This is a genomic window from Variovorax palleresanus (assembly GCF_051144945.1).
GTDB lineage: Bacteria > Pseudomonadota > Gammaproteobacteria > Burkholderiales > Burkholderiaceae_C > Variovorax > Variovorax paradoxus_S.
In genome coordinates this window covers 2,856,727-2,881,393 of the sequence record NZ_JBJNVP010000002.1, presented here as the reverse complement: position 1 = coordinate 2,881,393, position 24,667 = coordinate 2,856,727, and the positions used below count along the sequence as shown (strand labels likewise).

Sequence of the window (24,667 nt, the reverse complement as noted above, 5' to 3'; positions counted from 1 at the left end):
GTGTCGAGTCGCTGGGGCTCAGGCGTCCGCGAGAAGCCGGGCGCGGTCGAAGAGGCCGTGGGGATCGAACTCACGCATCAGGGCATGGTGGATGCGCGCGATGGGGGCGCTCAAGGCGTCGAAGCGCCGGGCGCCGGCGCTAGCTGCCGCGACGGAAGCAGGGGGCATCCTGAACAGCGTCGCATGCCCACCTGCCGCATGCGCCGCTTCGCGGATGAGCGAAGCCTGTTCGGGCGGGGCCTTGTACCAGCGCTGTCCGCCGTGCCATTCGATCAGGGGCGCGCCGCCATTGCCCAGGGCGAGCACTGGCGCGGTCTGCGGCACCGACAGGCGCCAGAGCGCGGCGCCTGCGTCATCGGCAGTGAACCAGGGATGCTGCTGGTCGCGCAGCGATTGCCACCCGGCAGCGGCGGCGGCGTTGTCCACGCGCTCGCCGCCCAGTTGCGCGCAGGCGGCTTCCACCGCCGCGGCGGCGCCACGCAGGCGCAGCCACAACGTGCCGCTGCGCGCATCCTCGAACCAGCAGCTCGCATTCAATGGCAACGGCCGGCCGCCCCACTCGTTGAGCAGGCGCAGCGCATCGGCCTGGCTGCAGGAAAAGGCCAGCGTGGCCTCGGCGGGCGCAACGGGGAGCACCTTGAGACTCACTTCGGCAATCACGCCCAGCGTGCCGAGCGAGCCCGCGAGCACGCGCGAGACGTCGTAGCCCGCCACGTTCTTCATCACCTGGCCGCCGAAGCCGAGCACCTCGCCGCGGCCGTTGACCAGCGTGGCGCCCAGCACGTAGTCGCGCACCGCGCCCACGCTGGCGCGCGCGGGGCCGCTGAGACCGGCCGCCACCATGCCGCCCACGGTGCCTGCGCCACCAGCCGCGCCGAAATGCGGCGGCTCGAAAGACAGGCATTGCCCTTTCCCGGCCAGTGCGGCCTCGAGTTCGGCGAGCGGCGTGCCGGCACGCGCGGTGATGACCAGTTCGCTCGGTTCATAGCTCGTGATGCCGGTGAGCCCGGCAGTGCTCAAAGCCTCGCCCTGCGGCGGCTCGCCGTAAAAATCCTTGGTGCCGCCGCCGCGGATGCGAAGCGCCGTGGCATCGGCGGCCGCGGCGCGAATGCGCTCGACGATCTGGCTGAGTGCGGGTTCCATGTCTTTTTTTGCTCAGAAGCGCGGCAGATCGGGGTGCGGCAGCCTGCCGCCGCGCACCACCTGCTTGCCGTATTCGGCGCAGCGCTGCAGCGTGGGAATCGCCTTGCCGGGGTTCAGCAGCCCGGCCGGATCGAAGGCGCGCTTGACGCCGAACATCTGCTCGTTCTCGGCCGCGGTGAACTGCACGCACATGCTGTTGAGCTTTTCCACGCCCACGCCGTGCTCGCCCGACACGGTGCCGCCCATGGCCACGCTGGTCTCCAGAATGTCGGCGCCGAAGAGCTCGCAGCGATGCAGCTCGTCGGGGTCGTTGGCATCGAACAGCACCAGCGGGTGCAGGTTGCCGTCACCGGCATGGAACACGTTGCAGCAGCGCAGCTTGTATTTTTTTTCCATCTCCTGGATGGCCAGCAGGATGTCGGCCAGGCGCTTGCGCGGAATGGTGGAGTCCAGGCACATGTAGTCGGGGCTGATGCGGCCCGATGCCGGAAAGGCGTTCTTGCGGCCGCTCCAGAACTTCATGCGCTCGTCTTCGCTGGTGCTCACCGCAATGGCGGTGGCGCCGGAGGAGCGCAGCACGGCAGTCATGCGGCCGATTTCTTCTTCGACTTCTTCGGCCGTGCCGTCGGATTCGCACAGCAGGATCGCGGCCGCATCGAGGTCGTAGCCAGCGCGCACGAAGTCTTCGACCGCGGCGGTCATGGGCTTGTCCATCATCTCCAGGCCCGCCGGGATGATGCCGGCCGCAATCACCGCGGCCACCGCGTCGCCGGCTTTGCGCACGTCGTCGAAGCTGGCCATGATGCAGCGCGCGAGCTGCGGCTTGGGCACGAGCTTGACGGTGACCTCGGTGGTCACGGCCAGCATGCCTTCGCTGCCGATGACCAGCGCGAGCAGGTCGAGCCCCGGGGCGTCGAGCGCCTCGCCGCCGAATTCGACGGGCTCGCCCTCGGCTGTGAAGCCGCGCACGCGCAGCACGTTGTGCAGCGTGAGGCCGTACTTGAGGCAGTGCACGCCGCCCGAGTTCTCGGCCACGTTGCCGCCGATGGTGCAGGCGATCTGGCTCGACGGATCGGGTGCGTAGTAGAGGTTGAAGGGCGCGGCCGCTTCGCTGATGGCGAGGTTGCGCACGCCGCACTGCACAACGGCCGTGCGGCCCACGGGGTCGATCTTCAAGATGCGGTTGAACTTGGCGAGCGAGAGCGTCACGCCCAGCGCGTGCGGCATCGCGCCGCCCGAGAGCCCGGTGCCCGCGCCGCGCGCCACCACGGGCACGCCGAGCCCGTGGCAGGTCTTGAGCACCGCCGCCACCTGGGCCTCGGTTTCGGGCAGCGCCACCACCAGCGGCCGCTGCCGGTAGGCGGTGAGGCCGTCGCATTCATAGGGCGTGGTGTCCTCGGCATGCCAGATGAGCGCATGCGCCGGCAGGTGGGCCTGCAGGGCGCGCACGATCTGCGACTGGCGATCGCTTTTCTGCGGCGAGTCGTGCTGGACGGCGGTGAGCGGCGCGTTCATGTGTTGTATGTCTCGTGGTGCTTCGCACTCTACGCAAATGCGACGGCGCCGGGTTGAAGCTTTTTCGCGTCGGGCTTGAGAGAACTTCGCCGTGCGGCACGGGCCCACACCTTCTTCTCAGCGCAGGCTCTGCGCCAGCCAGTCGACAAAGGCGGCGCACTCCCACCGATCGAGCGTGCCGGGCTGCCAGCAGATGGTGTGGCGGTGTGGCGAAGGCACGGGCCGGTCGGAGAGCGGCACCAGGCGGCCCGATTCAAACCAGGCGGCGCCCATCTTCAGGCGCACCAGCGCCACGCCGAAGCCGCTCGCGGCTGCGTCGTAGACAAGGCCAAGATCGTTGAACTGGGAGCCGACGTGCGGCTCGGGCTGGTCGATGCCGCAGCTCGAGAACCAGGTGCCCCAGGGCTCGAGCGGGCTGCGGATCAGCCGTGCGCTCGCAATCTCGGCCGCGGTGCGGAAACCATTGAACGGGCCGAACTCGTTGAGGTAGCTCGGGCTGCAGGCGGGCACCACTTCTTCCTCGAGCAGCAGGCGGTGTTCGCAGTCGGCGTACGCGCCGCTGCCATAGCGCACTTCGAGATCGGCTTGCTCGGCCGTGACGTCGAGCAGCGGGATCGACACCTGCAGCACCAGTTCGATGTCGGGGTAGATGTTGCGGAACAATTCGAGCCGAGGCATCAGGAACACGCGGCTGAAGGTGGGCGTGACGGCGATGCGCAGGCGTGTCGCGCGCTGCTGCTTCGCCGCGTTGCCTCCGGGCGTGGCCTGCAGCGCTGCAAGGCCGGTGCGCACGTTGGCAAGGTAGGCCGCGCCGTCGGCAGTGAGACTGAAGTCGCTGCGTCCAAAGAGCTTGAAGCCCACATGCGATTCGAGCTGGCGGATGCGGTGGCTCACGGCGCTGGGCGTGACACACAGTTCGTCCGCGGCGCGGCTTGCATTGCGCAGCCGGGCCACGGCTTCGAAGGTCAGGAGGCACTGGATGGGTGGGATGTGCTGGAGGGCCATGTCTTTACCCTCTTCTGTCTTGTTCTTGGCGCTGTTGTTCTTGGCGCTGTTGTTCAGGGCGCTGTTGTTCAGGGCGCGTGCACAGGCCACCGGGTACTCCCCTCCGCGAATGTCCCCCGCCTTCGGCTCCTCCTTTATTTCGCTGCGGGGAGCACCCGGCGCCCTGTGCACACCGGGCGCTGCCGTTGTGCTGGCTGATCAACCACCGCTCTGACCAACGCTCCCGCTGGCGGGGTGCCTTGCGCAGCGAAATAAAGGAGGAGGCCGCAGGCCGGGGGACATTCGCGGAGCAAGGTACCCCGTCGGCGGGAGCGCCCCACGAATCATCCCCAACGCAACAGGCAGAAAGACAAGGTTTCAACCTAGTCCTCGAAGAAGTTGACAGGTAACCCGGGCGTTGCGACGCGCGTCGATATCACTCTGCCCGAGGCCGGGAGCCGCTCGATCTCGCTGGCAGGCCGACCCTTGCGCCCGCTGGTGACGAAGAGCGTCTTCAGGTCGTCGCCGCCGAAGCAGGGCATGGTCGGACACTGAACGGGGACGGGCACCGAGGCGACGATCTCGCCCGACGGCGCGAAGCGCAGCAGCTGTGCGCCTTCGAACATCGCAACCCAGTAGTGGCCCTCCGCATCGACGGTGGCGCCATCGGGCCGGCCTTCATAGCGCACGGGCGATTCAGGCGTCCAGCTTTCGGGCTTGGCCTCGAACTGGTGGAACACGCGCGCATGCGAGAGCGAATTGGCCTCGGCGTCCCAGTTCCAGGCGCACACCACGTGCGCGGCGGTGTCGGCCCAGTAGAGGGTGCGGGCATCGGGCGAGAACGCGAGCCCGTTGGCGGTGGTGGCCTCGTTGGCCATCTGCGTCAATGTGGGGGCCACGCCGGTGTCGGTACGGGCATCGAAGCAATAGAGCGCGGCGTTGGCGCGGTCCTTGGCCTCGTTGAGCGAACCGCCCCAGAAACGGCCCAGCGCATCGCATTTGCCGTCGTTGAAGCGCATGGTGCGCACGTCGTGTTCGACACGCGCCATCGCGACCAGCTCACCGCCCCATTCGCGGGCCCGGTAGATGCCGTCGCGCAGCGCGATCACGAGGCCGCCGCTCCTGGCCGGCGCCATGCAGCCGGGTTCGGTGGCCAAGCCCCAGCGCTCCACCCTGGCCGACGGCGTGCCGATGTCGCCGCGCGTGCGCAGCACCGCGCGCCCCGGGATATCGAGCCAGTAAAGCGCGCGTTCGTGCGGGTGCCAGAACGGCGATTCGCCGAGTTCGCAGAGGCTGTCTTCGAGGGTGGTCCACATGATCTCCGGATTGTGCATCCGCTGCCCCGAAGACAAAAAAAAGCCCGCTGGCGCCGAAGCGCTCGCGGGCTGAACATCCAAAGGAGACCTTGCTGAAAAAGGATTGCTTCTTGTGGTTCTTATAACCAGCCTTTGCGTCGTATGCCTTCTTCGTGGAACACCGAGGAACCGGCTTTGCCGGGCCTCTGGTGTTGCCCCCAGCAGGGGGGTTGGCGAAGCGACACGAAGTGCGCGAAGACTGGGGGGTTGCCTATTGCTTGGGGTTACCTGTTGTATGCGGTCTCGCCGTGCGAGGAGATGTCGAGGCCTTCGCGCTCTTCTTCTTCCGACACACGCAGACCGATGGTGAGGTCGGCGATCTTGAAGGCGATGAACGCCACCACGCCAGACCAGACGATGGTCAGCAGCACGCCCTTGAGCTGGATCCAGACCTGCGCGCCGATGCCGTTGGACACCACGCTGGCCGTGACCCAGTCGCCCACGAGGCCGGGGCCGCCGAGAGCCTGGGTGTTGAACACGCCGGTGAGCAGCGCGCCGACGATACCGCCGACACCGTGCACGCCGAACACGTCGAGCGAGTCGTCCGCGCCCAGCAGCTTCTTGAGGCCGTTGACGCCCCAGAGGCAGGCGAAGCCGGCGATGAAGCCGATGATGATGGCGCCCATCAGGCCGACGTTGCCGGCGGCCGGGGTGATGGCCACGAGGCCTGCAACGGCGCCCGAAGCGGCACCCAGCATCGAGGCCTTGCCGCGCATCAGTGCTTCACCGATGCACCATGCGAGCACCGCGGCTGCGGTGGCGGTGAAGGTGTTCATGAAGGCGAGTACGGCGCTGGTGCCGGCTTCGAGGGCCGAACCTGCATTGAAGCCGAACCAGCCAACCCACAGCAGCGAAGCGCCGACCATGGTGAGCGTGAGCGAATGCGGCGTGAAGGCTTCCTTGCCGTAGCCGACGCGCTTGCCGATCACAAAGGCACCGACCAGGCCGGCGACAGCGGCGTTGATGTGCACCACGGTACCGCCTGCGAAGTCGAGAGCGCCCCATTGCCAGATCAGGCCGGCCTTGGCGTTCTGTGCATCCACCACGTTGGCGGCGGTGTAGGCGTCCGGGCCCATCCAGAACCAGACCATGTGCGCGAGCGGCGCATAGCTGAAGGTGAACCAGATCACCATGAACAGCAGCACGGCCGAGAACTTGGCGCGCTCGGCGAAAGCACCCACGATCAGGCAGCAGGTGATGCCGGCGAAGGTGGCCTGGAAGGCGGCGAACAGCAGCTCGGGGATGTAGACGCCCTTGCTGAAGGTGGCGGCGGGCGCGAACACGCCAGTGGCCGGATCGAAGATCCCCTTCATGAAGAGCCGGTCGAATCCGCCGAAGAAGGCATTCCCCTCGGTGAACGCAAGGCTGTAGCCATAGATGAGCCACAGCACCACGATCATCGAGAAGGTGACCATCACCTGCATGAGCACCGACAGCATGTTCTTGCTGCGCACCAGGCCGCCGTAGAACAGGGCCAGGCCGGGGACGGTCATCATGATGACGAGCAGCGTGGACAGCATCATCCAGCTGGTGTCACCCTTGTTGAAAGAAGGAGCGGGAGCCGCGGCGGGCGCTGCCTCGGCGGCGGCAGGGGCTGCTGCAGCCGGGGCGGCAGCAGCAGGCGCGGCCGCGGGTGCCGGAGCAGCGGCAGCCGGTGCCGATGCAGCCGGCGCTTCCGCGGCGGGCGCGGGCGCCTGTGCGAAAGCGGCAGTGAGCACGCTCAAGCCGAGCGCAAGAGAGACAAGCAGTTTTTTCATAGTCGTTGTTCTTTCGAGCCTGGGCTGGTCAGAGGGCTTCGCGGCCCGTTTCGCCGGTGCGGATGCGCACGACCTGCTCGAGGTTGTAGACAAAAATCTTTCCATCGCCGATCTTGCCGGTGCGCGCCGCACCCTCGACGGCTTCGATCACGCGGTCGACGAGGTCGTCGGACACCGCCGCTTCGATCTTGACCTTGGGCAGGAAGTCGACCACGTACTCGGCGCCACGGTACAGCTCGGTGTGGCCCTTCTGGCGGCCAAAACCCTTGACTTCCGTGACCGTGATGCCTTGCACGCCGATGGCCGACAGTGCTTCGCGCACCTCGTCGAGCTTGAACGGTTTGATGATGGCTGTGACCAGCTTCATGACTTTCTCCTTCTTGGATGGAATGAATGGTGCGGCAGCTTGGGCCGCACCTTGTTCTTGTGCTTGTTTACAGCGTCTTGCTGAGCGTGACGATGAAGCGCGCCTTGTTCGGCGAGTAGGTCTGCTGGCCGAAGGTGCCGAAGCCGAAGTCGACGCCCGGGTTGCTCACCGCCAGGTAGGAGCTCTTCTTGTTGGCGCCCTGCACCGAGCCGGCCAGTGCCAGGCCGTTGCCGAAGTCATACGACACGCCCACGTTGTAGTCCACGTAGCTCTTGTAGCCCAGGCTGCGGATGTCGCTGGACATGCGGGTGTAGCCCACGGCGGCCTTCAGCGTGAGCTTGGGCACGATTTCCTTGCTGTAGGCCAGGTTCAGGTAGCCGGTGTTGCGGCCCTTCAGGCCCGAACCCGACTTGTAGCCGGCGTAGCCGAAGTAGTCCTTCGACACCGTGTGCGAGTACTTCAGGGTGAACGAGCCGACGGCTTCGTCGGCCCAGGTGCCCGCGCCGTACAGCTCGGTGGTGTTGCCGATGGAGTTGCCCGGGTAGATGTAGGTGAGTGCGCCCACGTCCAGGTCGAACGGGCCGGCCTTGAACTTGTAGCCGCCGTAGAGGTCGCTCTCGATGCTGTTGCCCTGCAGCCAGTTGACGCTGGAGTTCCAGTTGCCGACGTAGAAGCCGCTTTCGCCGAACGCGTAGTCGAAGCCGCCCTGGATGGCGGGCTTGAAGCCCTTGGTCTTCGCGTAATCGTTCTTCCCGATCATGTCCTGGTCCTGCCCGCGGAACTTGTAGTTGCTGGTCAGGGCCACGTTGCCCGTAAGTTGGGCGCTCGCCAGCATCGGCAGGGCGGCAAGGGCGGCCACGGCCATTGCCTGGGCGAATTTACGGTGCATCATCGAGACTCCTCGGGGTTGGTTGGAAGTTGGGGGGACACCGTTTCGTAGCAGGGAGCGTGCCAAAGTGCTCGTTCACCCTTCGAAGCGCCTGTGGCCCGCCGATCCACAAACCCCGATGAAAAATTACAAACGTTTCATGTGCGGGGCTTCCAGGCCCCGGCGGTGCACGAGCCCAACCCAAAATGGGAGCACCACAATGGGGAGAGTAATAAAAATGAGCCTGTCTTTGGTGCAAAGCCGTGCTTTGCTTGGGCTGGAAGCGGCCAGTGTCACGGTTGAGGTGCATTTGGCCAACGGCCTGCCGAGCTTCACGCTCGTCGGGCTGGCGGAAACCGAAGTCAAGGAAGCCCGCGAGCGCGTGCGGTCGGCCATCCAGAATGCCGGCCTCGAATTTCCGAACAACAAGCGCATCAGATGTAGTCAAGCGCTTTTTTTCTCAGCTGAGCAAGGTAGCGTCGTGACTACGCTTTCCCTCCCGTTTTGGGGTACGGAAAAACTTGGCCAATCGAATGTGGATAACTCTTGACCTAGGCGCGCTTGCTTTGCGCATGTAAATCCACGCCGGCAATCTCCGAATCCCTCCATCTAACTGCGGTTCTCTGCACGTTGGCCGTTTCGATCACCTCGAACTCCGGGTCGACGAATGACCCCAGGCTTGTATCGAACATCAGAGCAGCTGAGTTGCTCTGACCGTTAACCCTGCACTCCCAAAGCGCGCTGCACCTAGCCAGGGCGATCGAGTCCGTGCGGATCAGGTATTGCGGTAGGACAACATGGAGCTTGCTGCTCTCCCATCGCTGTCCCAGCAAGATACCCAGCGCGTCGCTGGCGCGCGTCGCCAAATAGCAGTTCCATCGCTGGAAGTCATCCTCGCCGACCGCCCTTGGAAGTACTTGGATATGCCACAACGGCACATTGAAGCACTGCTCGACGAAATGAAACTGCTGCACCTTCTGACCTTGATCCCCAGGAAACGGAGGAATGTGGATCTCAAAACGACTGTCGACACGAAACATTGGGAGGCCCTTATGTGGAAGATCGTCCGTGGTGCGATCGTATGCATTCGCGGACGATTTTGTCCATGCCGACCCCTTCGCCCCAACACGCGCTGGATCCTGCGCTGGTGGCGCTGGGAATGGCTATTCGCGCGACCCGCCAAGCGCGCGGACTCACGCAGGAGGAGTTAGCTCATAGGAGCAAGGTCGATAGGTCTTACATGAGCAGCATTGAGCGAGGGACTCAGAACCCCGGCGTCATGGTTGTGGTTCGCATTGCTGCCGGAATCGGGATTTCCGTGGCAGAACTGGCCGCAGAAGCCGGGCTGTAGAACAACCGCGGTCAGCCGGGCGCCTTAGCTCTTGAATTAGAGAAACGTGATCTCCCATGCGTTAGTCACCATCAGCGCCCGCGAGAAATCCGGGGCGAACGGCATAGCTTCCGCAGTCCTGGCCTCTGGTGGGAAAAAGCGGCCACAGTCAACCAGCGTCCTGTCGCTTGGCGATGCGGTCTCGCAAGAATGACCACGTGTGCTTTTCCGGCCCGCGAACCGGACTCCTTTGGGACTGTCACGGACTTCAAGCCACTTCAGCGCCGCGGCGGTCGGTGACAGGATACCGGTGGAAGGCGGCCCCTCTTCGCCAGTCAACGCCTTGCTTTGAGAGGGCACCGATTCAGTGATCTGCGAAACCCGCCGCGCAACGGCACGTCATCGATGACGCGCACTTCTTCCTCAGGCGCGACCGGCATCCTGCCAGTAGAGCCCGTTCTGGTCTTTGCTAGCGACCAGCCTCGAAATGGCAAACGGCCTGAAAGAGGAACTGCTGAACGGCAAGTCGGCCCGGCGCATCTTCTTGGCGGGGCCACGTTTCAACACCAGGCTGAGGCCGAATTCCACTGTGGGGATCGCCTTCGTGACGAGGCTCGTGCGCGCAGTCAAGACTGCCGTTGGCCGCGGATAGTGGCATTCCTTGGACGGCTTGGACAGGAAGGACGGCCAGCACACCATTCTTTGAAGGGGCAATCACTTCGCCCTTCGGCCGAGCCAGCAACCATTCCCGAAGCACTTGCAGCTTGGTCTGGTAGTCGGCAGCCCCCTGATGAAGGAATTCAAGCCAGTTCACAGAAACATAGGCTTCGTGGCCCGCCTCTGTGTAGCGCAATTCGAATGCCGCCGGAGTCGGCCTTCCCCCATCAACCTGAGCTGCACGGCATGTGCGAGCGACCGAATCAGTGAGTGGCAACGGCACTTCAGCGCGAGATGATTCTTGCTGCCTGCGTATGCTCCGCAATGAAGAAAGCAATCTGGCTCTTTCCCCAATGCCTCTGTGCACCTTCACCAGTACCAACGGAGATCGCAAAGTCTATTTCGTACCGGTTAGCAAAGCGAATGGTCAAACATGCACCATCCCTTTCCCAGGTGGCGATCAAACTTCCATCGGATTCGGCGCCCAGCAACGGGAGACTGGCCCATGGCTGGTGGCGCATGAATACTGAAAATGCCTCTCTGGAGAAATCATTCAGCGACTTTGAATAGTCCTCGAAGAACGCGTAATCCAGGGCAAGCAGCTTCCGTTCGACCGCTTGGAATCGATCCAACTCCTCCAAACCATTTCCGATCACGGCACCCGATGGCGGCACGCCGAACGCGCGAGGATCTTGAAAGGGCTGTCCAAAATTGGAGAGGCCACGTGAGGCAGGGTTGGGGAGCACCGCTTCGTATGTCATTTCTACTCCTGGAGTTCCCAAATCTTATGCATTTGACTGGATGTCAGGTCCTTGAACGCAGCAACCAAGAAATCATGGGCCACATTGATCCAGTCTTCGTACGACTCACCTTCGACCAACGCCGCGTGGGCAGTCAGCTCCAGCCTGATGGCATCATTGCCCGTTTGCACGTTTTTCGCGATTCCCAGTTGGACATCAAGTACCCCCTTTGCCTCTGGCAGAGGAAAATTCAGCATCCTGGAAAAGCCACTCGGCGGAGGCAAAAAACGTTCGTTTTTATTCCAGAAGAAGTCACACAACGATTGTTGCGCAATTTCCGTTGGCGAAGCTTCCTTTATTTCGATGAAATTGACATACGTGATTTCACCACCCGTCGTCTGGAAAGGACGACCCGTGAGCTCGACGGCGACCTCATTCAACAGCTCCCAGATGTCCAAACTCTCACGAAGCAAGGCCGGAAATCGGCCATATTGCACTCCGGCCGGCCGTTGCCGCCAGTTGTAATAGAAGCGATTTTGTTGGAGCTGAACCAGCATCGCCTGGTCGGCCGACACATACCAAACCCGTGGCTGCACGGTGCCTGGGTCCAGGAAAACAATCTCTTGGGGCGAGAACACCGGTTGGGTTTGCTCAACTTTCGGGAATCGATCACGGATCTTGCTCCAGAACGTTCCAAAGTAGGGCGCGACGAAGTCAGGCCGCTGGAGGAAGTGCCTTCCGAGCACAACTTCATTGACCGGCGGTTTTCCGAAAGTGATTTGGTCGGCCACGAGTGTCCCCATGCGGGCAACTGTAGCAAGAATTTTCGCGGAAGCTGAGAGTGCTTTAGAGCGAGGGCTGAGCGACCACCCCTCAATGCGCCTCGGCACATGCCGAACGGATCGCCCGAACATGGCCAAACCGATTCCATCCTCCATCGAGACCAATCGGATCCGGCTGGCTGTACCGCCCCGATGCGGCTGTTCAGGGGTGCGTGGAAAGGCGCGTGAGCGCAATCCAGCGTTTGAAGCTGGAGTCGGTCTCCTTGGCTGTCGCAGAACCAGTTCAGGACAGGCTCCTGAGCGATACCTGTAGAAAGCTCAGACTTCGCGATAGTCGGCAGCGGCGACCTGGATGTAGCCGCCCTTGCGCACCGTCTCCGGACCGATGGTCTTCGCGCCTGGAGACGGCACCTTGGACGCGGCGGTCGCCCAGTCGGACTCAAAGATCTTGGTGAAATAGTTCGCGATCGGCTTGTTGGTAAGCAAGATTCCGGCCTCTCGGTTCTTGCTTACTGCCGAATCCGACCAGTTCTGCGAGCTCACGAGCACGGTGGCGCCATCGACGATGATCATCTTGTTGTGGCAGTGGACGAACCGGTCCTCGTTGATAAACCGGATGTTGGCGCCGAGCATCAAGTTATACGTGTCTTTCAGGTGCTTGAGATTCAACTTCTCCTTGGGCACGTCTTTGGCGTCGAACAGCTTGCCCAGCACGATGCGGATGTCGAGGTCAGGATTGGCCTCGACAGCCTCGGCCACGGCGTCCAGCAGGATGGTGATGTCGGCCTGCGCGCCGCGGATGTACTGCTGCTCGATGAGGATGGATTTCCTGGCTGTGCGCAGGACGTCCGGCATCACGTCCATGTAGTTGTCGGGACTGAGCACGGGAAGGATCGGCAGGGGCTTATCCGCGCTGAACTGGAAACTCTTGCTCTTGAACAGGTCCTTGGGGATCTTCGTGGGCGCGGCCTCAACGAGGAACATCGGCTCCTCCGCACGGACCGCGCCTAGGGCTTCCGGGCCACTCAGCTCGAGCTCGATGTCCGAGCGCAGCACCTTCGTGAAGAAAGTGGCGAGCTTGCGTGACTTGATGGCCAAGCCCGTATCTCGGTTACCAGTGCGGAAGTTGTCCGGGTCTCCGCCGTCGAGCTCATTGAGAGGAATGCTGTGGTCGGAGTAATTGCCGCTTTGCACGAGCGTCCAGACGTCATCGATCACTATGAATTTCTGGTGACACGACGAGAAATACTTGGACCGCTGGCTGGAGCAGGCGGGTGCGGGCACACACTCAGCGCCCATTTCCTCCAGGGATTGCACAACTCGCTCTTCCTTCTGGCCGTCCAGGTCCAGCATGAGCGTGACCTCCACGCCACGTCCCAGGGCGTCGAGCACCAGCTTTTTCATGTACGTCGACGAAAAGTCGTAGATGCCGATGCGGATCGACTTCTTAGCAGCGTCGAAGAACTTCTTCGTCACCGCGTATGTGGAGTCCGGGGAAGCGTACGCGATGACTTCGTCGGTGACGTTCACCGGGCGTATGTTTGCGAGCCGCTCGTACTGCGACAACCTGCAGTTGCGCGGCACCAGTTCCAGTTCGAACTCCGCGGCCCTCACGGCCTGGGGGCCATCTTGCGGGAGCTTGCGTTCTACGAATGCGGGCATGTTCATCCTCTTCCTGCCATTGGCGGGTAAAAAGCGTCACTCCGGCTTGAAGGGTTCTGACTCCCGGACGACGAGCGGTACTTCTACTTCCTTGGTGCCCAGACTGACCTTCAGCTGGTTGGGCAAGCTTTTTCCGAACTTCTGCGGAACGTGAGCGATGAGGCAGAAGGCCTTGCCACCCTCCAGCGCGTCGACCTGCAGCGCATGCACGCCCTGGTCGAAGAGTTCTTGAGCGAACTGCTCGCGCGCCTTGTTGGCAGCCTTCTCGGTAGCCATCAGATCGGAGCTACGAATCGGAACCCCAGTGCCTTCTTCACGACACCGATGGGGTTGAACACGCTTCCATTGTTCGCACCCGCGAAGTGCAGGCCGACGATCTTTCCCGTGTCCTTGTCCACGACAAGCGATCCGGAGTCGCCCCCGCCCGTGTACCGGGTACACAGAACCTGATCGAGGAAGCCGATCTTGCCTACGCCCGGATACGTCAGCAGCACGCGGAAGTTGACGTCGATCACATTTCCTTCGGACTTACCCGTTGTTCGTCCTGACTTGACTACCGTCATTCCGCGTTTGGCGACCGCCATCTTCAGAGGGTAGGCCGCGCGATGGATCGCGAGGTCAAGATTCGGTACCTGCGCTTCATCGATCTCGGCGAGCGCAGCGTCCATCTGATTCCCGTAGCTGCCGCTCTTGTCGAACGGGAAAAACTCCGCAAGCCGTGCCACTTGGCTGTGGGCGAGTGTTCCGCCGTCATCGGGGCCTGGATATAGGACCGCGTCGCCGGCGGAGCCTTTGCCGCTATCGGCGAGCACGTGCGAGTTGCTCAGAATGTGGTACCTGCCGCCCTTGCGCACGATGGCGCCCACGGTGCCTGCGGTGATCTTGAAATGGCCAACACTGAAACCGCTCTGGATCGGCTTTTTTTTTCTTTGGGGAAGCGCCATCTCCGGCACCACCTCGCCGAGTTCCTTGACATCTGTGAACACAGCTTCGTCGCCAGGCATGTTGATGACGCCAGGAATAGCCTTGTCGACAGAGACCCGACTGGGCGGTTGCTTCTTCTTCACGTAGAAGCAAAGCGTGAGCTCTCCGGATGCGCGGTTCTCGACGAACTTCTCGCTAATGCCGATGGCGACGACGTTGTCGTCTTCGGCGGCGTGATTGACCTTCCTGAAGTGCGACGCGCGAACCGAACCCAACGTCTCGATCTGTGGGCCGCTCCCCATGGTGACGTAGTCGAGCGCCTGCAGAAGTTTTCGTTGAGTCGCAGCCATCGTTGCCCCTCCTGTCATTCTGCAGAGAATAGTACGAGCAGCGCGACCTGCTGTCTATCGCACGGCCGCACCCAGCTTTGTTGCCTGCGGTGATCCGTTTCAGCCGAAGGAGCATGGAGTTCCACGGCTCCCGCTCCACCAACGTGAGAAGCAAGGGCTGCAAGCGTTCAGCACCTCTACGCGGGCCGCATCTCTATCGACGAACCTCTGTGTTGGGGTGACTGGACGTGGACAAAATGGTTCCACCCTGAGTACGATCAGCCCACGGACGTTCTTTCACACCACAAGTCCAATGTGCCTTTACCTTGTTGCCTTGTGCAGGCTGGTCGTTTTCGCGGTGTTGGCGATAGCTATCGGCATGGTCGGGTACACCGTGGCTGATAACAACTAGCAGGAACAGTCATGCCCCCACGCACGAGCAAAACACTTCCGCCTCCACCAGGGGGATATGACAACTGGCTTGAGTACGCAATTGCGACGTTCGACGGGCACCGCGCTTCGCTGAATTTCATGTTTGACGATGAGCCGACCACAAAACAGGAGATCGAGGCGGCGGTCATCGAGGAATTCAATCTGCTGCGGCTTCGCGCAAACCTCCCCGCATTTGATTCTGCCGGTTCAAGCCGTGGCAAATGAAGGCTGCCTAACTAAGGGCGAAACTCTCGCCTCCCACACACCGTTTTCCGACGAGAAGCTACAGATCGCTGCCAACACACCTGGCGCGACTCGGCGAGCTGCTGCCCCATCGCTGGGCGCCAGGCAGCTGAAGACTGGGCGCTTCGACGTCAACACGCGTTCGCTACTATCCGGCACCAACGTTCCAGCAGAACGATCATTCCGCACGTCAGGGGCTGCAGAGTTACCCTCACGAAGCATCACGCAGTGATCAAAACGCAATTTGCACCGAAGCTGCGCGCCGATCTTCGGGAAGCCTCCAGGGAAGAGACTCGAGCGACAGGTTATTTCGGCGGCTTTGGCGACCCGTTTGTTTGTTCATCACCAAAGTACGCCGCTAGTTCGCGAGGTGTCAAGATCCTGCCATATTCGCTAATGACGAAGCGAGCCAACCAGTTCGTTTGGCCATACAGCCAGCTCGGAGCGAGTTTGCCCGCAATCCGTCCGACGAGGAACTTCAACCTACGCTTCTCGACCTGCCGCTGCACCCGCCATAGCTGCTCGCGGCGCTCCTTCGGAAACTCGATCCCCAAACGGTAGTCGATTGTGAGATCCAACTCTCGGCGCTCGATCACCTCTTCATCCAACGTCCCCCCCTCAAGTCGCGCACGGCTGTGCAGATCCACCACAGCCAATTCGTACTGTCGCTGTGTGAGACGCCGGCCATATGGGCCATGTTCCCCTGCCATGCACAACTTTCTACCAAAGAACTCAGCGAGTCCCATAGACTTTCGCTGCGGTACCCACGCCAAATGCTGCGTCGACAGCGTCTGGGTCCGCAAGTACTAGGCGCTCATCACGTCGGACGGCAAACATAGTTTCATAGGCGCCCTCGCTTAACGTGTTCGCGCAGTTATCCTGAAACCTCATGGTCATCTCGTTGAACGCAAGGACGAAGTCATGCGCTTTGAGCAGGCCGCGCAAGAACGCCCGCGACATCTGATAGTGGTCCATCTCAACTTCCACTTTCGCAGCCTTTAACTTAGCCATCGTCCCAGAATCTAATTTTTCTCTAAACTGAAGCGAAACCTCTCGTTCAAAGAGCCGGACATTGGCTTTCATCCAATCCAGCACAGCAACAGGGTCAGCCGGACGTTGTGAAGGACTGAGGCGATCATGGCTCCTGCTGGTGTTTTTCAACAGCAAGATGTCCTGTTTGCTCATCGCTTGAGCTGCAGACAGTCCGCCAGATTGACCACCCTTCTGCGGGACCCCGAGGCACGCCGGCAGATCCCCACTTACGTGGGCATGGTGGTTGAATAGCGAAGGTTTTCCGTAGGAGCCGAAGATCGATCGAGACAGAAAGTAGCCTCGGGCATTGCTCACTTGAATTTTTGCAGGGAATAGGATGCGGTTTGCCGCTTGATGGCAGACACCATTCACTAGGTAAGTTGTAATGCCTGCTCGCTCATTGGGTTCGGCAATCGCATCAGCGCGCTTGGTACTGCCTGTTCCGGTATTGAAAGGGGTTCCTCCTGCTTTCCCCCCCCAACAGGACCACCCCGTTGCGCCCGCCCCGCACTCGACATAGGTGTGATCTGCAGCTTTCAGGAACAACCTTGTCGGATATTTACTGGCGACCAAAGCTCCCATTGCATCCTCCGCTTGATGATCGGGGTGATATTGCACCAGATCCGGTATCAAATCCATCACAGACTGATTGATGGCACGGGCCCTCACCAAGGGTGAACCCACGGTTCGCCGCCGCCACGCTCCGGAATCGCCGCGGCGATCTTCCCCATTGCAAGATAAGCGCGGCCTCAAGGCCCTCCTGACACGAACGGCTTGAAAAGATCGATGGCGCTCAGACGTCAAGCACATGGCGCAGCGCATAGAACGGTATCCGACAAGTTGCGCCATCGCCTGTGCCGAGTTGGCCGGGCGTTGGTTTATGCCACACGATCACGTCACGCCAGTTGTGACTATCTCGGTCGTGAACGTCACGGTGCCTCCGCGTTGCAGCTCGCGCGTATGGGTTATCGCCCGGGCGGGTCCTGGTGGCGGCTCATAGGAAGCTTGCTCATCGTGCTGTTCCGCACGGTGATAGCCCTGCAGCGCCAGCCAGGGGATGCCTTCTTCCAGCGCCGTCGCCTGCATGCCCCTCATGGCGATGATCTTGCCGCGGCGCGCTTGACAGTCGTGGAAGTCCACGAAGTGCGCAGGCTGGCCAAGATTGAGTTTCGCGGGAGCGGCAATGCAACGATGGCGGTCGACCAGCATGCTCTCGATCAATGCCTTGAGCTGGAGAACTTGGGGGGCTGCTCGTGCCCTCGAGGGTTTCGATCAGCCGCGGGTCAGCGACCCTCCCTCGATCGACTGGTGCCCATGCGGCACACGGCGCCCAGCCTATGTCGCGTTGCTCCAAGCGTCTAACTCTTTAAGACAAACCCGCTCCCTTAGAGTGTTGTTCATTCAGAAGTCGACGCCCTCTCCCCAGATGCCTTTCAATTAGTGGCCTATGAGCTTGATCGACGGCGTACACATAATCGGCCGCGTGCTGCACCATCCTCTTGTTCGTCGCCTTGAGGAGTGCCTTTGGCGTCATCCCTTCGAGGAGCGAGTGGTAATGGGCGTTGCTGGTGCAGGAAAAAAGATGCCTTGGAGATATGGGTGCGACTAGGGCAAATGCGTTTTCCATCAGCTCACCGAAGTAGGAGACGGGTGCATCGCCAATGATGGTGCTCTCAACTTTCGCAGGCAGGGTAACAAGCGACCAGGCTGCCTCGTTAACCCACCGAACGTATTTCTCCGACCGAATTGCTTTGACGAATGTTTCCATTCCGTGGTCATCAAGCACATCCTTGAAGCGCGGTTGCAGCATCGTTTTGGCAGCTTCAGGTCGACCTGCGTGAGTGGCCATGCTCTCAAACTGAGTCAACAATTCACGACGTCCGATGTCACGGAACTGCTCGATCATCCAAGGTATGCGAACCAGTCCGGCCACCAAGAATCTCGCCCAGTCGTCACGCTGCTCTGCAGTTAGGGATGCCAGACCGCTCTTCAGCATCTGAGCATGTGCAATGGCTGCCGGGCCATCAACCAATTTCGCCAAAAACTCATTTTCGATCCTCGTATCAGGGTCGCTCTCGGAACGGCGCAAGGAGTAAAGATGCGCTTCGTGTGCCACTGCCCTTGAGCCAAGCCGATCATGTCGAAGACGCCCATCAGGCAAGATTTTGAAGACGCTTAACTTCTTGTCGGGGCCGCTGAGCCAAGTCTTGAGAAGAAAATCTGGAATGTAATGATGGTTGACATGGGTGGCCATGCAGCAATCCTAGCTTCACGCGCGATTGCGGACAGAAAGTTCATGAGCAATCAATCAGCCAAGCATGAAGGTAGATCGGGGTAATTACATGCCGAATCTCCGCCCGCCGCTGAAAAGACTTTAGCAACCGGGCATCAACATCAATGGTGACTACTTCACGCGGGAATAGTACTTTCCGCGCAAGATGTCTCGAACTTGTCGTGCGCTTGCACCCGACAGACTAGCGATCACCTCGGGAGCTCCGTTCCAGTTAAGGCCGTATTGGCGAATGCTAAGGATCTGTTCTCGACTGAGAGTTTTTGATCGATTGAGCACAACCCTCTCGTAGTACTCATCCGTTTGCCATCGGTCAGAGATCCAAGGTGCCGGGCTGCTTATCCGCTTTTTCTGAAGGACGTAATTCGTCGCTGCAAGGTTTCTCTCCTCAGCGGTTGCCGTAGATCGCTTTAAGAAGCCGAGTTTGTGAAGCAACTTGATGCCCGCAAACCCTCCTGGGATCATGTTCAGTCCCGCAGGATTGAGTGTCCGCTCGACAAGTTGCTCTTCAACCTGCATGGCTTCCCCGTATGTCAGATTTACATACTCAAGCTCGGAAGTAAGGCACAACCCGCATCGGACAATTTCAAACGATCCCATGCCCGCCTGGGCGATGCCTCCCTCGGGAAAGACAGATGCCAACGTGGTGTGAAAGAGCAACTCACTTCCTGTCAAAGCGTCACGTTGATGCTCTCGATAACGGGTTTGCCAGTTTCGTGAAGTTAGACCAATGTATCTCGCAGACTTGAACCTCTCACGTAGTTCTGAACCTGCGTGGTCCATCGGTGATATGTCATGTTCATAAATCATGTGCCCCTTCGTTGGATCACCCCAATGCTTCAGCACACACTGCAGCGGTAGGGAGATAACGCGACGGGAGAGCACATAGGTGTTTCCCGGTTCGGCCAAGCTCGTTGGTCGTGCGCCCGAGCAGCGGTCAAAGCTAACCAACAGCATTGGAGCCTGCGTGGACGTGTGACAGAAAGCGCAAAATGAGACCACGTGGTCTGCGGGGTCTGCTTCTTCATCGAAAGTTATGAACGAATAGGAAACAGCAGTTTTCACGGACGCGCCCTGCTTCAATCGACCCCACGACTTTGTATTGAAGCGAGTCGCCTTGTTGATGCGCGTCAGTCTTTCAATCGACCCGGCGATTCCTCCATTCTCACCTTGGTTGAGCCTATGAAGCGCAGCATCAATTTTCTCGACGCTAGTTGAAGGAACAGGCAGCAGGGCTAGCGCATTTTCACGCGATAAGAACTTGAGATTTGGGAGGATCACGCGCGGACTACCGGATGGAGTACTTGCAAAAGGCACGACGATTCCCGTTCTGGCGAATGAAAAGAATCACCGCAGATCCTCCCATTGACGATGGGTTTACGCATCGATCAGAGGCCCAGAGACTAGCCGCCCGGGTCGATTCAATGCCGTGTAAAGCCATGCGATCACATGACTGTCAAGCAATCCAGCAACGAACACTGATTTCCAGTTGTTGCGTCCCTCATGCTCTTCATCAAGCTCGCGCAGTTCGAGGACAAGTGTCCTACGCAAAGCCTTCGGAGAAGGCGGGCGCACTCTGAAATCTCGGATGATCGATGCGGGACGTCGGCACATCTTGGTCCATCGGGTCGCCAAGAAGCCCTGTATGTCCGTCTTGCTGATCACTGTCTCCAAGTGAAAGGCTACCGCGGCGTGCTCGGGTCTGGCCACTGGCAAGCGCAGCCTAACCGTCACTTTTGGCACACGGCCCAAATCATCAAATCGCGCCGCTATCAACCGTGATGCCAAGCACTTGTCGTAATAGGGATGTAGTACACGCTGCCCCGCGAGAGGACCAACCGTGTTCGTAGCGCGCTTCGTATTGCAGTTGCAAGCAGGAACCAGATTGCGCGAAAAGACAGCGAACTCTGGAGAACCGTCCTTTGGAAGCAAGTGATCTAGAGTGCCGCGATGTGTCGACCCGCACATCGGACAGATTTTGTGGGAATTCTCAGCTCTCAGCGTCTTGATAAATCCAAGCGCCGTTGGCGGGCTCTTGTAGTGCGCGCGCAAAAAGTCCTTCTGCTGATTCGTGAGACCAATCTGCTGGACAAAGTGGGCATTGCCCGACACAGCCTCATACTGTGCATACGCAGCAAGGAGTGCTGGTAGCGCCGGTAGGAGCTCAGGATAGCTCTTTACCTGGGTGTTGTTTGCCACGGCCGTCAAGGCACCGAAATCGTCTACTGCTGGTAGAGGTACAGAATTCACGAACCACCTCGCTCTTCGTTCGTCGCCCTGAGAACGTTCAGGAACTCCGAAGAGAGTTCGTTGCGGTAGCGTTCGTAGATCTCCTGCCACTGCATGTTCTGCGAGAGCAGCCGTTCTCGCAGGTCCGCGGCATGATCTGATTGGTCTTCTTCACCGAAGACGAAGACTGAGATCTCGCCGACATCGGCACCAAACGTCCGAAGCCTCGGCTTCTCCGCGGTGACGAATCGGCTCTCGTCAACCCTAAGCACAGTGACCTGCTCCGCGAACACTTCACGAACGAAATACGCTGAGTGAGTAGCGATGATTGCCGCCGACCCTGTCCGCTCCAACAACCCGTCGAGCAGCTTCACAAATCGGCTTATGAAGTTTGGGTGCAGATGCGTTTCCGGCTCGTCAAGCAGGATCAGCGATCCGTTCTCAATGTGGAGACTGACTTGAGCTGCAAACTTTATGAACGATATCTCGCCGCTGCTGAGCGGCAGGCCTTTCGCGCCGATCAAGCGCACCGGCTCCTTGCGTGGGTCGATGGACGCGAAACGCCTCAAGACCGTTGACTCGTTCCCGTTGCGGAATCCAGAGACGGGTTCAAAGGGTTGTTCTCCGCTGCGTGTAGGCAAGCAGATTTCCTCAGGCTTCGCCAACGCCTTGAGTGAGTCGAGAAAGATCATCCACCGGTCGAAGCCCTTTATGGACTCATCGGAGCGGGCGAGTTGAATCACGAGATCGCCGGCGTATTCGTTTCGCCTTGATCGTCTGGATCGATTGAGCGAAAAGCGTTGGTACTGAATCCTCGCGTGCTTCAGACGGTCAGAGGGAAACACCGACTCTGCCTCATTCGTCGGCGCGAAAGCAAGCAAGCGACTAACAGTGGGTCGCCCTCCATTTTTCTCTGTGAGTTCAGGTCCGCCCTTCAACGCCGCGCGAGCAAGACGTCCTAACGTTTGGCTCTTTCCAACGCCGTTCTTTCCGATTACAACAGCCATGCGCTTCGGCAATACTCCGCTATGGTCGAAACTGAACTCCAATTGATGCTCATTTTCATGCCCAGGCAACTGGAATCGCACGAATAACTCCTCTGACAGCCGCCCCAGTGTTTCAGCTTCCAAGCCTCGAAGAATGGAGCCCGCATTCTTGAAAGCGAAGAATGATTCGGCGTCTCGAACAAACGAGATTGCGAACACTTCAGTTGCGGCGGCCAACTCAAGGATCTGTGCGGTTGGATCGAACTCCCCGATCGCCACTAGATCTCTTACAGCTCGCAAGGCCTCCGAGCCATCTTCTGGACCAAAGGTCTGAACGACGGTCCGATAGGCTTGACTGTCTCGAAGCATGGTGAAGAATCGATGCTTGTCAGGGTCTGCGGGAACGACCAAGCGCGGCGTGCGAGCAAGTAGGTCTTTGAGGGTATCCGCCCCACTCGCTGCACCGCTGAGAAACCCAACAAAACCCGCCACGACCGCTTTCGCAGAGCCCTTTTTGCCCCGAATGGTGATGGTGACGTGAGACTGGTGCCCAAAGTCGTTCCATTCCTGCTGACTTGGAACTATGGAAATAGAGTAGGCAGGGCCGTCGTCATCCGGCCTGCCACTGAAGACAACACTGAATCGCCCTTCGCTCCCGGAACTAGCCACCTCGTCCTCCTCAAAAATCTAGCGGTTGTTGCAGCAGCAATGAAACTCGCAACCGTGACCTGAGTCGGCCATTGTCGTGGAATGTGCCATGCCTACAGCGCAGCTTTCAGGGCTTCGAAGTGCAGCGGGTCTTTCGATTCGATTAGCGATATTAGCTCGTCAACCGCGGCCTCGATGTCGCAGATCAAGTCCGTGTTGGTCGCGATGCGCTCAATGTTGTTGGCATGCGAGAAGTAGTGCAGCACTTTCAAAATGCGCTTGGCTTTCTCGATTCCGAATAGCTTCTCGGCTCGTTGATCCACGGTTCCACCGATGCCGTCGGGATACTTGGAATAGGTATAGAGCTCCACGAAGCGCCGCACGGCGTTGGGAATGTGCATCAGCACCTTGTAGTCCGACTTGTCCGTCGCGTTCCTGAATTCGTCGAGAACGGAGAACAAGAAGTGATATTCGGACGCATACTTGGACATTGAAACAGGCATGTTCTCAAAGGTCGACGCATCGGGCGAGATCCGCTTGACCAGATAGTTCGACGTTTTCTTTGGATTGATTGGTAGCTCGCGAAGTAGTCCGAAGAACTCAAAGTTGTGGGTCGAAAAGAAGACCTGTCGGCACTTTGTCTTCCACTCCCCGCCGGGGCCTCCAGCCTGCTCGAAGAACACCTCCCGTATCGTGGCAGCCACCTGGAAGATGTGGTTGCTGTCCAAGCTTGAGATCGGATCGTCGATGTAGACGATCGCCTTGTCGAAGTCCTTGAGTTCTTGGAGCTTGGTGAGGAAGAACGAAAAGGCGATGGCCGTCTTTTCCCCCTCGCTCAGATGCTTGGCGACGCTGCCGTCGCGACGCACGAGCTGAAACCGCTCCTCGCCTTGGAGCTCTATGACCTTGATCTGCACGCTGTCCGAGCCCAGCAGGTTATCGATGCGTCTGTTGATCTCCTCCCGGCCTTTCTGCGATTGACTAATCGTGGCTTCGAGCTCTTGCTTTTGCTTTTCCACCGCTTCGCCAAATGCTTTCAGCTTTCGCGCGCGTGCGTCGAAGCGCGCTCGCTTCCTCGCCCGGTCTTCCAGACTTTCTTTCTCGTGGAGTACCTGCGCGTAATGCAGCCTGGCGCGCTTGATTGCGTTGCGCTTCTCCTCCGGGAAATGACTCGCGAGTTGGTTGTGCTCGTGGATAATCTCATCTAGTGATGCGCCCGCGTTGATCCAAGCCTCCACGGCGGTTTGGTCAAGCGCCGCGTGTTCGCGGGACACGAAGAGCGCCGAGATCTTTTCTTGAAGTTCTTGTACAAGTCGAGCGGCGAGCTTGTCGTGGTCTTCGCTTGCTGCAAGGGCCGCATCGACCGCCGCCGCGTAACGATCGCGGAACTGAGCATTGAGAGCCAGGGAACTAGGCGGCGCAAACGCAACCCGCTGCTCGGAAACCCGCAGCATGAGCGACTCGAGTTTGCTTTTGAAGTCCGCCTGGTCCTTGGAGAAGTGATCCCGAAGCACCTTTACTCGCGCGGGATCCAACGGGTTGCCGCAGAACTCGCAGTTCTGCTTGTGCTCATGAAAAGGAAGCCCCGTCTCGATCCAGCGAGCAATCGCTGGATGCTGCGTCAGATATTCGATAGCGTTGGCCATCTCCGGCTTCTGCGCGAGCAGCTCTCCTGCTTCCTTCCACAGTTCAGGCAACATGCTCTTCGCGTCGAGAATGGCCAGCTCAGGCAATGCGTCGTGCTCCGAAGTCCGGACAAGCTTCGTGTCGGCCTCCAACTGCTCGTTCGACAGTTTGCAGTCGATGCCGAGGTTTACTACTGCCAGATCCCGTTCGAGTTGCGTCGCCGTGTAGATCTCCGTGAGCTGCAGCACCTCCTTGGTCACCGCCGCGGCTTTCTTCTTCAAGTCGGCCAATGCCTTGTCGTCCGCCGCGGCCTTGTTCTCCTGCTTTGCAGTCGCCTGATGGACCCGCTTCCGCAACTCGGCCAGATCGACGATCTTTTTCTGAGCCTCTTCAGACTCGGCCCCCAGAAGCAGGATAGGGCGGGCCATCGAGCCGCCGAAATTTAGATTGTCGTGGACGAAGTCCGAGTTAAAAACTCGAACGACGAGGCCACTCGTCTTCGCGTTGGTTTCGGTGACTTGCCCGACATCAGTGTCGACGCCGAATGCATAACCGCCGAGATCAAGCGGAAAGTCGCCCCGCTCTAAGTGAGAGAACACGCGCGACAGTGTCGTCTTGCCGGAGTAGTTCCATCCGTAGATGATGTTTTTAACCCCGAAGTCAGCAGTCCCCGAGGGCTGGGAATAATCGCCAAAAACTCCTAGCCGCTTGATCCTCTTAATGCCTTTGAACATCTCACTCCCTCCGCTTCGATAGGAAGCCGTTGAG

At 60.0% G+C, this 24,667-nt stretch carries 24 protein-coding genes and 1 pseudogene; 3 read left to right on the top strand and 22 right to left on the bottom strand.

Going from position 1 to position 24,667, the window contains the following annotated elements:
- Window positions 1-18: 18 nt before the first annotated feature.
- From glcE to ACJ7Z0_RS17455, 7 genes are all read right to left on the bottom strand, one after another.
- Entirely contained in the window at window positions 19-1,143 is a 1,125-nt protein-coding gene (gene glcE, locus ACJ7Z0_RS17485; RefSeq protein ID WP_434790836.1) for a glycolate oxidase subunit GlcE, read from the bottom strand.
- A 12-nt stretch (window positions 1,144-1,155) separates the two neighbouring features.
- Complete coding sequence (locus ACJ7Z0_RS17480) at window positions 1,156-2,658, bottom strand: FAD-linked oxidase C-terminal domain-containing protein (protein ID WP_434790835.1); 1,503 nt, start codon at window positions 2,656-2,658, stop codon at window positions 1,156-1,158.
- A gap of 117 nt (window positions 2,659-2,775) precedes the next feature.
- Complete coding sequence (locus tag ACJ7Z0_RS17475; protein ID WP_434792681.1) at window positions 2,776-3,663, bottom strand: LysR substrate-binding domain-containing protein; 888 nt, start codon at window positions 3,661-3,663, stop codon at window positions 2,776-2,778.
- A gap of 362 nt (window positions 3,664-4,025) precedes the next feature.
- Window positions 4,026-4,958, bottom strand: a complete 933-nt coding sequence (locus ACJ7Z0_RS17470) for an SMP-30/gluconolactonase/LRE family protein (protein WP_434790834.1) — start codon at window positions 4,956-4,958, stop codon at window positions 4,026-4,028.
- A 263-nt stretch (window positions 4,959-5,221) separates the two neighbouring features.
- On the bottom strand, window positions 5,222-6,754 hold the full coding sequence (locus tag ACJ7Z0_RS17465; protein WP_434790833.1) for an ammonium transporter: 1,533 nt from the start codon (window positions 6,752-6,754) through the stop codon (window positions 5,222-5,224).
- 28 nt (window positions 6,755-6,782) lie between these two features.
- Entirely contained in the window at window positions 6,783-7,121 is a 339-nt protein-coding gene (gene glnK / locus ACJ7Z0_RS17460; RefSeq protein ID WP_007833403.1) for a P-II family nitrogen regulator, read from the bottom strand.
- Window positions 7,122-7,188: 67 nt separating this feature from the next.
- Window positions 7,189-8,013: a TorF family putative porin gene (locus ACJ7Z0_RS17455; protein ID WP_434790832.1), complete on the bottom strand. Its 825-nt coding sequence runs from the start codon at window positions 8,011-8,013 to the stop codon at window positions 7,189-7,191.
- 214 nt (window positions 8,014-8,227) lie between these two features.
- Between ACJ7Z0_RS17455 and ACJ7Z0_RS17450 the strand changes: the two are divergent.
- Window positions 8,228-8,440 (top strand): annotated as a pseudogene (locus ACJ7Z0_RS17450) (magnesium chelatase domain-containing protein); the annotation flags it as partial.
- A 100-nt stretch (window positions 8,441-8,540) separates the two neighbouring features.
- Here ACJ7Z0_RS17450 and ACJ7Z0_RS17445 read toward each other — a convergent pair.
- Window positions 8,541-9,029: a hypothetical protein gene (locus tag ACJ7Z0_RS17445; RefSeq protein ID WP_434790831.1), complete on the bottom strand. Its 489-nt coding sequence runs from the start codon at window positions 9,027-9,029 to the stop codon at window positions 8,541-8,543.
- 41 nt (window positions 9,030-9,070) lie between these two features.
- On the opposite strand from ACJ7Z0_RS17445, the gene ACJ7Z0_RS17440 reads away from it, so the two are divergent.
- A complete protein-coding gene (locus tag ACJ7Z0_RS17440) occupies window positions 9,071-9,340 on the top strand; it encodes a helix-turn-helix domain-containing protein (RefSeq protein WP_434792680.1) in 270 nt (89 codons plus the stop codon).
- Between the two features lie 402 nt (window positions 9,341-9,742).
- Here the strand turns inward: ACJ7Z0_RS17440 and ACJ7Z0_RS17435 are convergent, their stop codons facing one another.
- The 6 genes from ACJ7Z0_RS17435 to ACJ7Z0_RS17410 form a co-directional block, all read right to left on the bottom strand.
- A complete protein-coding gene (locus ACJ7Z0_RS17435) occupies window positions 9,743-9,907 on the bottom strand; it encodes a hypothetical protein (RefSeq protein ID WP_434790830.1) in 165 nt (54 codons plus the stop codon).
- 353 nt (window positions 9,908-10,260) lie between these two features.
- Window positions 10,261-10,737 carry a hypothetical protein gene (locus tag ACJ7Z0_RS17430; RefSeq protein WP_434790829.1) on the bottom strand — a complete coding sequence of 159 codons (477 nt, stop codon included), beginning with the start codon at window positions 10,735-10,737 and terminating at the stop codon, window positions 10,261-10,263.
- A gap of 2 nt (window positions 10,738-10,739) precedes the next feature.
- A complete protein-coding gene (locus ACJ7Z0_RS17425) occupies window positions 10,740-11,507 on the bottom strand; it encodes a TIGR04255 family protein (RefSeq protein ID WP_434790828.1) in 768 nt (255 codons plus the stop codon).
- Between the two features lie 309 nt (window positions 11,508-11,816).
- Window positions 11,817-13,160, bottom strand: coding sequence for a phospholipase D-like domain-containing protein (locus tag ACJ7Z0_RS17420; protein WP_434790827.1), 1,344 nt, complete (start codon window positions 13,158-13,160; stop codon window positions 11,817-11,819).
- A gap of 36 nt (window positions 13,161-13,196) precedes the next feature.
- A complete protein-coding gene (locus tag ACJ7Z0_RS17415) occupies window positions 13,197-13,436 on the bottom strand; it encodes a hypothetical protein (protein ID WP_434790826.1) in 240 nt (79 codons plus the stop codon).
- Window positions 13,436-14,434: a chymotrypsin family serine protease gene (locus ACJ7Z0_RS17410; RefSeq protein WP_434790825.1), complete on the bottom strand. Its 999-nt coding sequence runs from the start codon at window positions 14,432-14,434 to the stop codon at window positions 13,436-13,438. Before ACJ7Z0_RS17410 ends, ACJ7Z0_RS17415 begins: the two co-directional genes overlap by 1 nt.
- A 402-nt stretch (window positions 14,435-14,836) precedes the next feature.
- Here ACJ7Z0_RS17410 and ACJ7Z0_RS17405 point away from each other — a divergent pair, with 402 nt between their 5' ends.
- On the top strand, window positions 14,837-15,070 hold the full coding sequence (locus tag ACJ7Z0_RS17405) for a hypothetical protein (protein WP_434790824.1): 234 nt from the start codon (window positions 14,837-14,839) through the stop codon (window positions 15,068-15,070).
- A gap of 323 nt (window positions 15,071-15,393) precedes the next feature.
- Here the strand turns inward: ACJ7Z0_RS17405 and ACJ7Z0_RS17400 are convergent, their stop codons facing one another.
- The 8 genes from ACJ7Z0_RS17400 to ACJ7Z0_RS17365 all read right to left on the bottom strand — a co-directional run bounded on the left by ACJ7Z0_RS17400 (window position 15,394) and on the right by ACJ7Z0_RS17365 (window position 24,633).
- Complete coding sequence (locus ACJ7Z0_RS17400; RefSeq protein ID WP_434790823.1) at window positions 15,394-15,735, bottom strand: hypothetical protein; 342 nt, start codon at window positions 15,733-15,735, stop codon at window positions 15,394-15,396.
- Between the two features lie 85 nt (window positions 15,736-15,820).
- Window positions 15,821-16,759, bottom strand: coding sequence for a hypothetical protein (locus ACJ7Z0_RS17395; protein ID WP_434790822.1), 939 nt, complete (start codon window positions 16,757-16,759; stop codon window positions 15,821-15,823).
- A gap of 252 nt (window positions 16,760-17,011) precedes the next feature.
- Window positions 17,012-17,329, bottom strand: coding sequence for a hypothetical protein (locus tag ACJ7Z0_RS17390; protein ID WP_434790821.1), 318 nt, complete (start codon window positions 17,327-17,329; stop codon window positions 17,012-17,014).
- 157 nt (window positions 17,330-17,486) lie between these two features.
- Window positions 17,487-18,374, bottom strand: a complete 888-nt coding sequence (locus ACJ7Z0_RS17385) for a DUF4238 domain-containing protein (protein WP_434790820.1) — start codon at window positions 18,372-18,374, stop codon at window positions 17,487-17,489.
- 150 nt (window positions 18,375-18,524) lie between these two features.
- On the bottom strand, window positions 18,525-19,691 hold the full coding sequence (locus ACJ7Z0_RS17380; protein ID WP_434790819.1) for a hypothetical protein: 1,167 nt from the start codon (window positions 19,689-19,691) through the stop codon (window positions 18,525-18,527).
- A gap of 96 nt (window positions 19,692-19,787) precedes the next feature.
- A complete protein-coding gene (locus tag ACJ7Z0_RS17375; protein ID WP_434790818.1) occupies window positions 19,788-20,609 on the bottom strand; it encodes a hypothetical protein in 822 nt (273 codons plus the stop codon).
- 47 nt (window positions 20,610-20,656) lie between these two features.
- Window positions 20,657-22,294: an AAA family ATPase gene (locus ACJ7Z0_RS17370; RefSeq protein WP_434790817.1), complete on the bottom strand. Its 1,638-nt coding sequence runs from the start codon at window positions 22,292-22,294 to the stop codon at window positions 20,657-20,659.
- 92 nt (window positions 22,295-22,386) lie between these two features.
- Window positions 22,387-24,633, bottom strand: coding sequence for an AAA family ATPase (locus ACJ7Z0_RS17365; RefSeq protein ID WP_434790816.1), 2,247 nt, complete (start codon window positions 24,631-24,633; stop codon window positions 22,387-22,389).
- Between the last annotated feature and the right edge of the window lie 34 nt (window positions 24,634-24,667).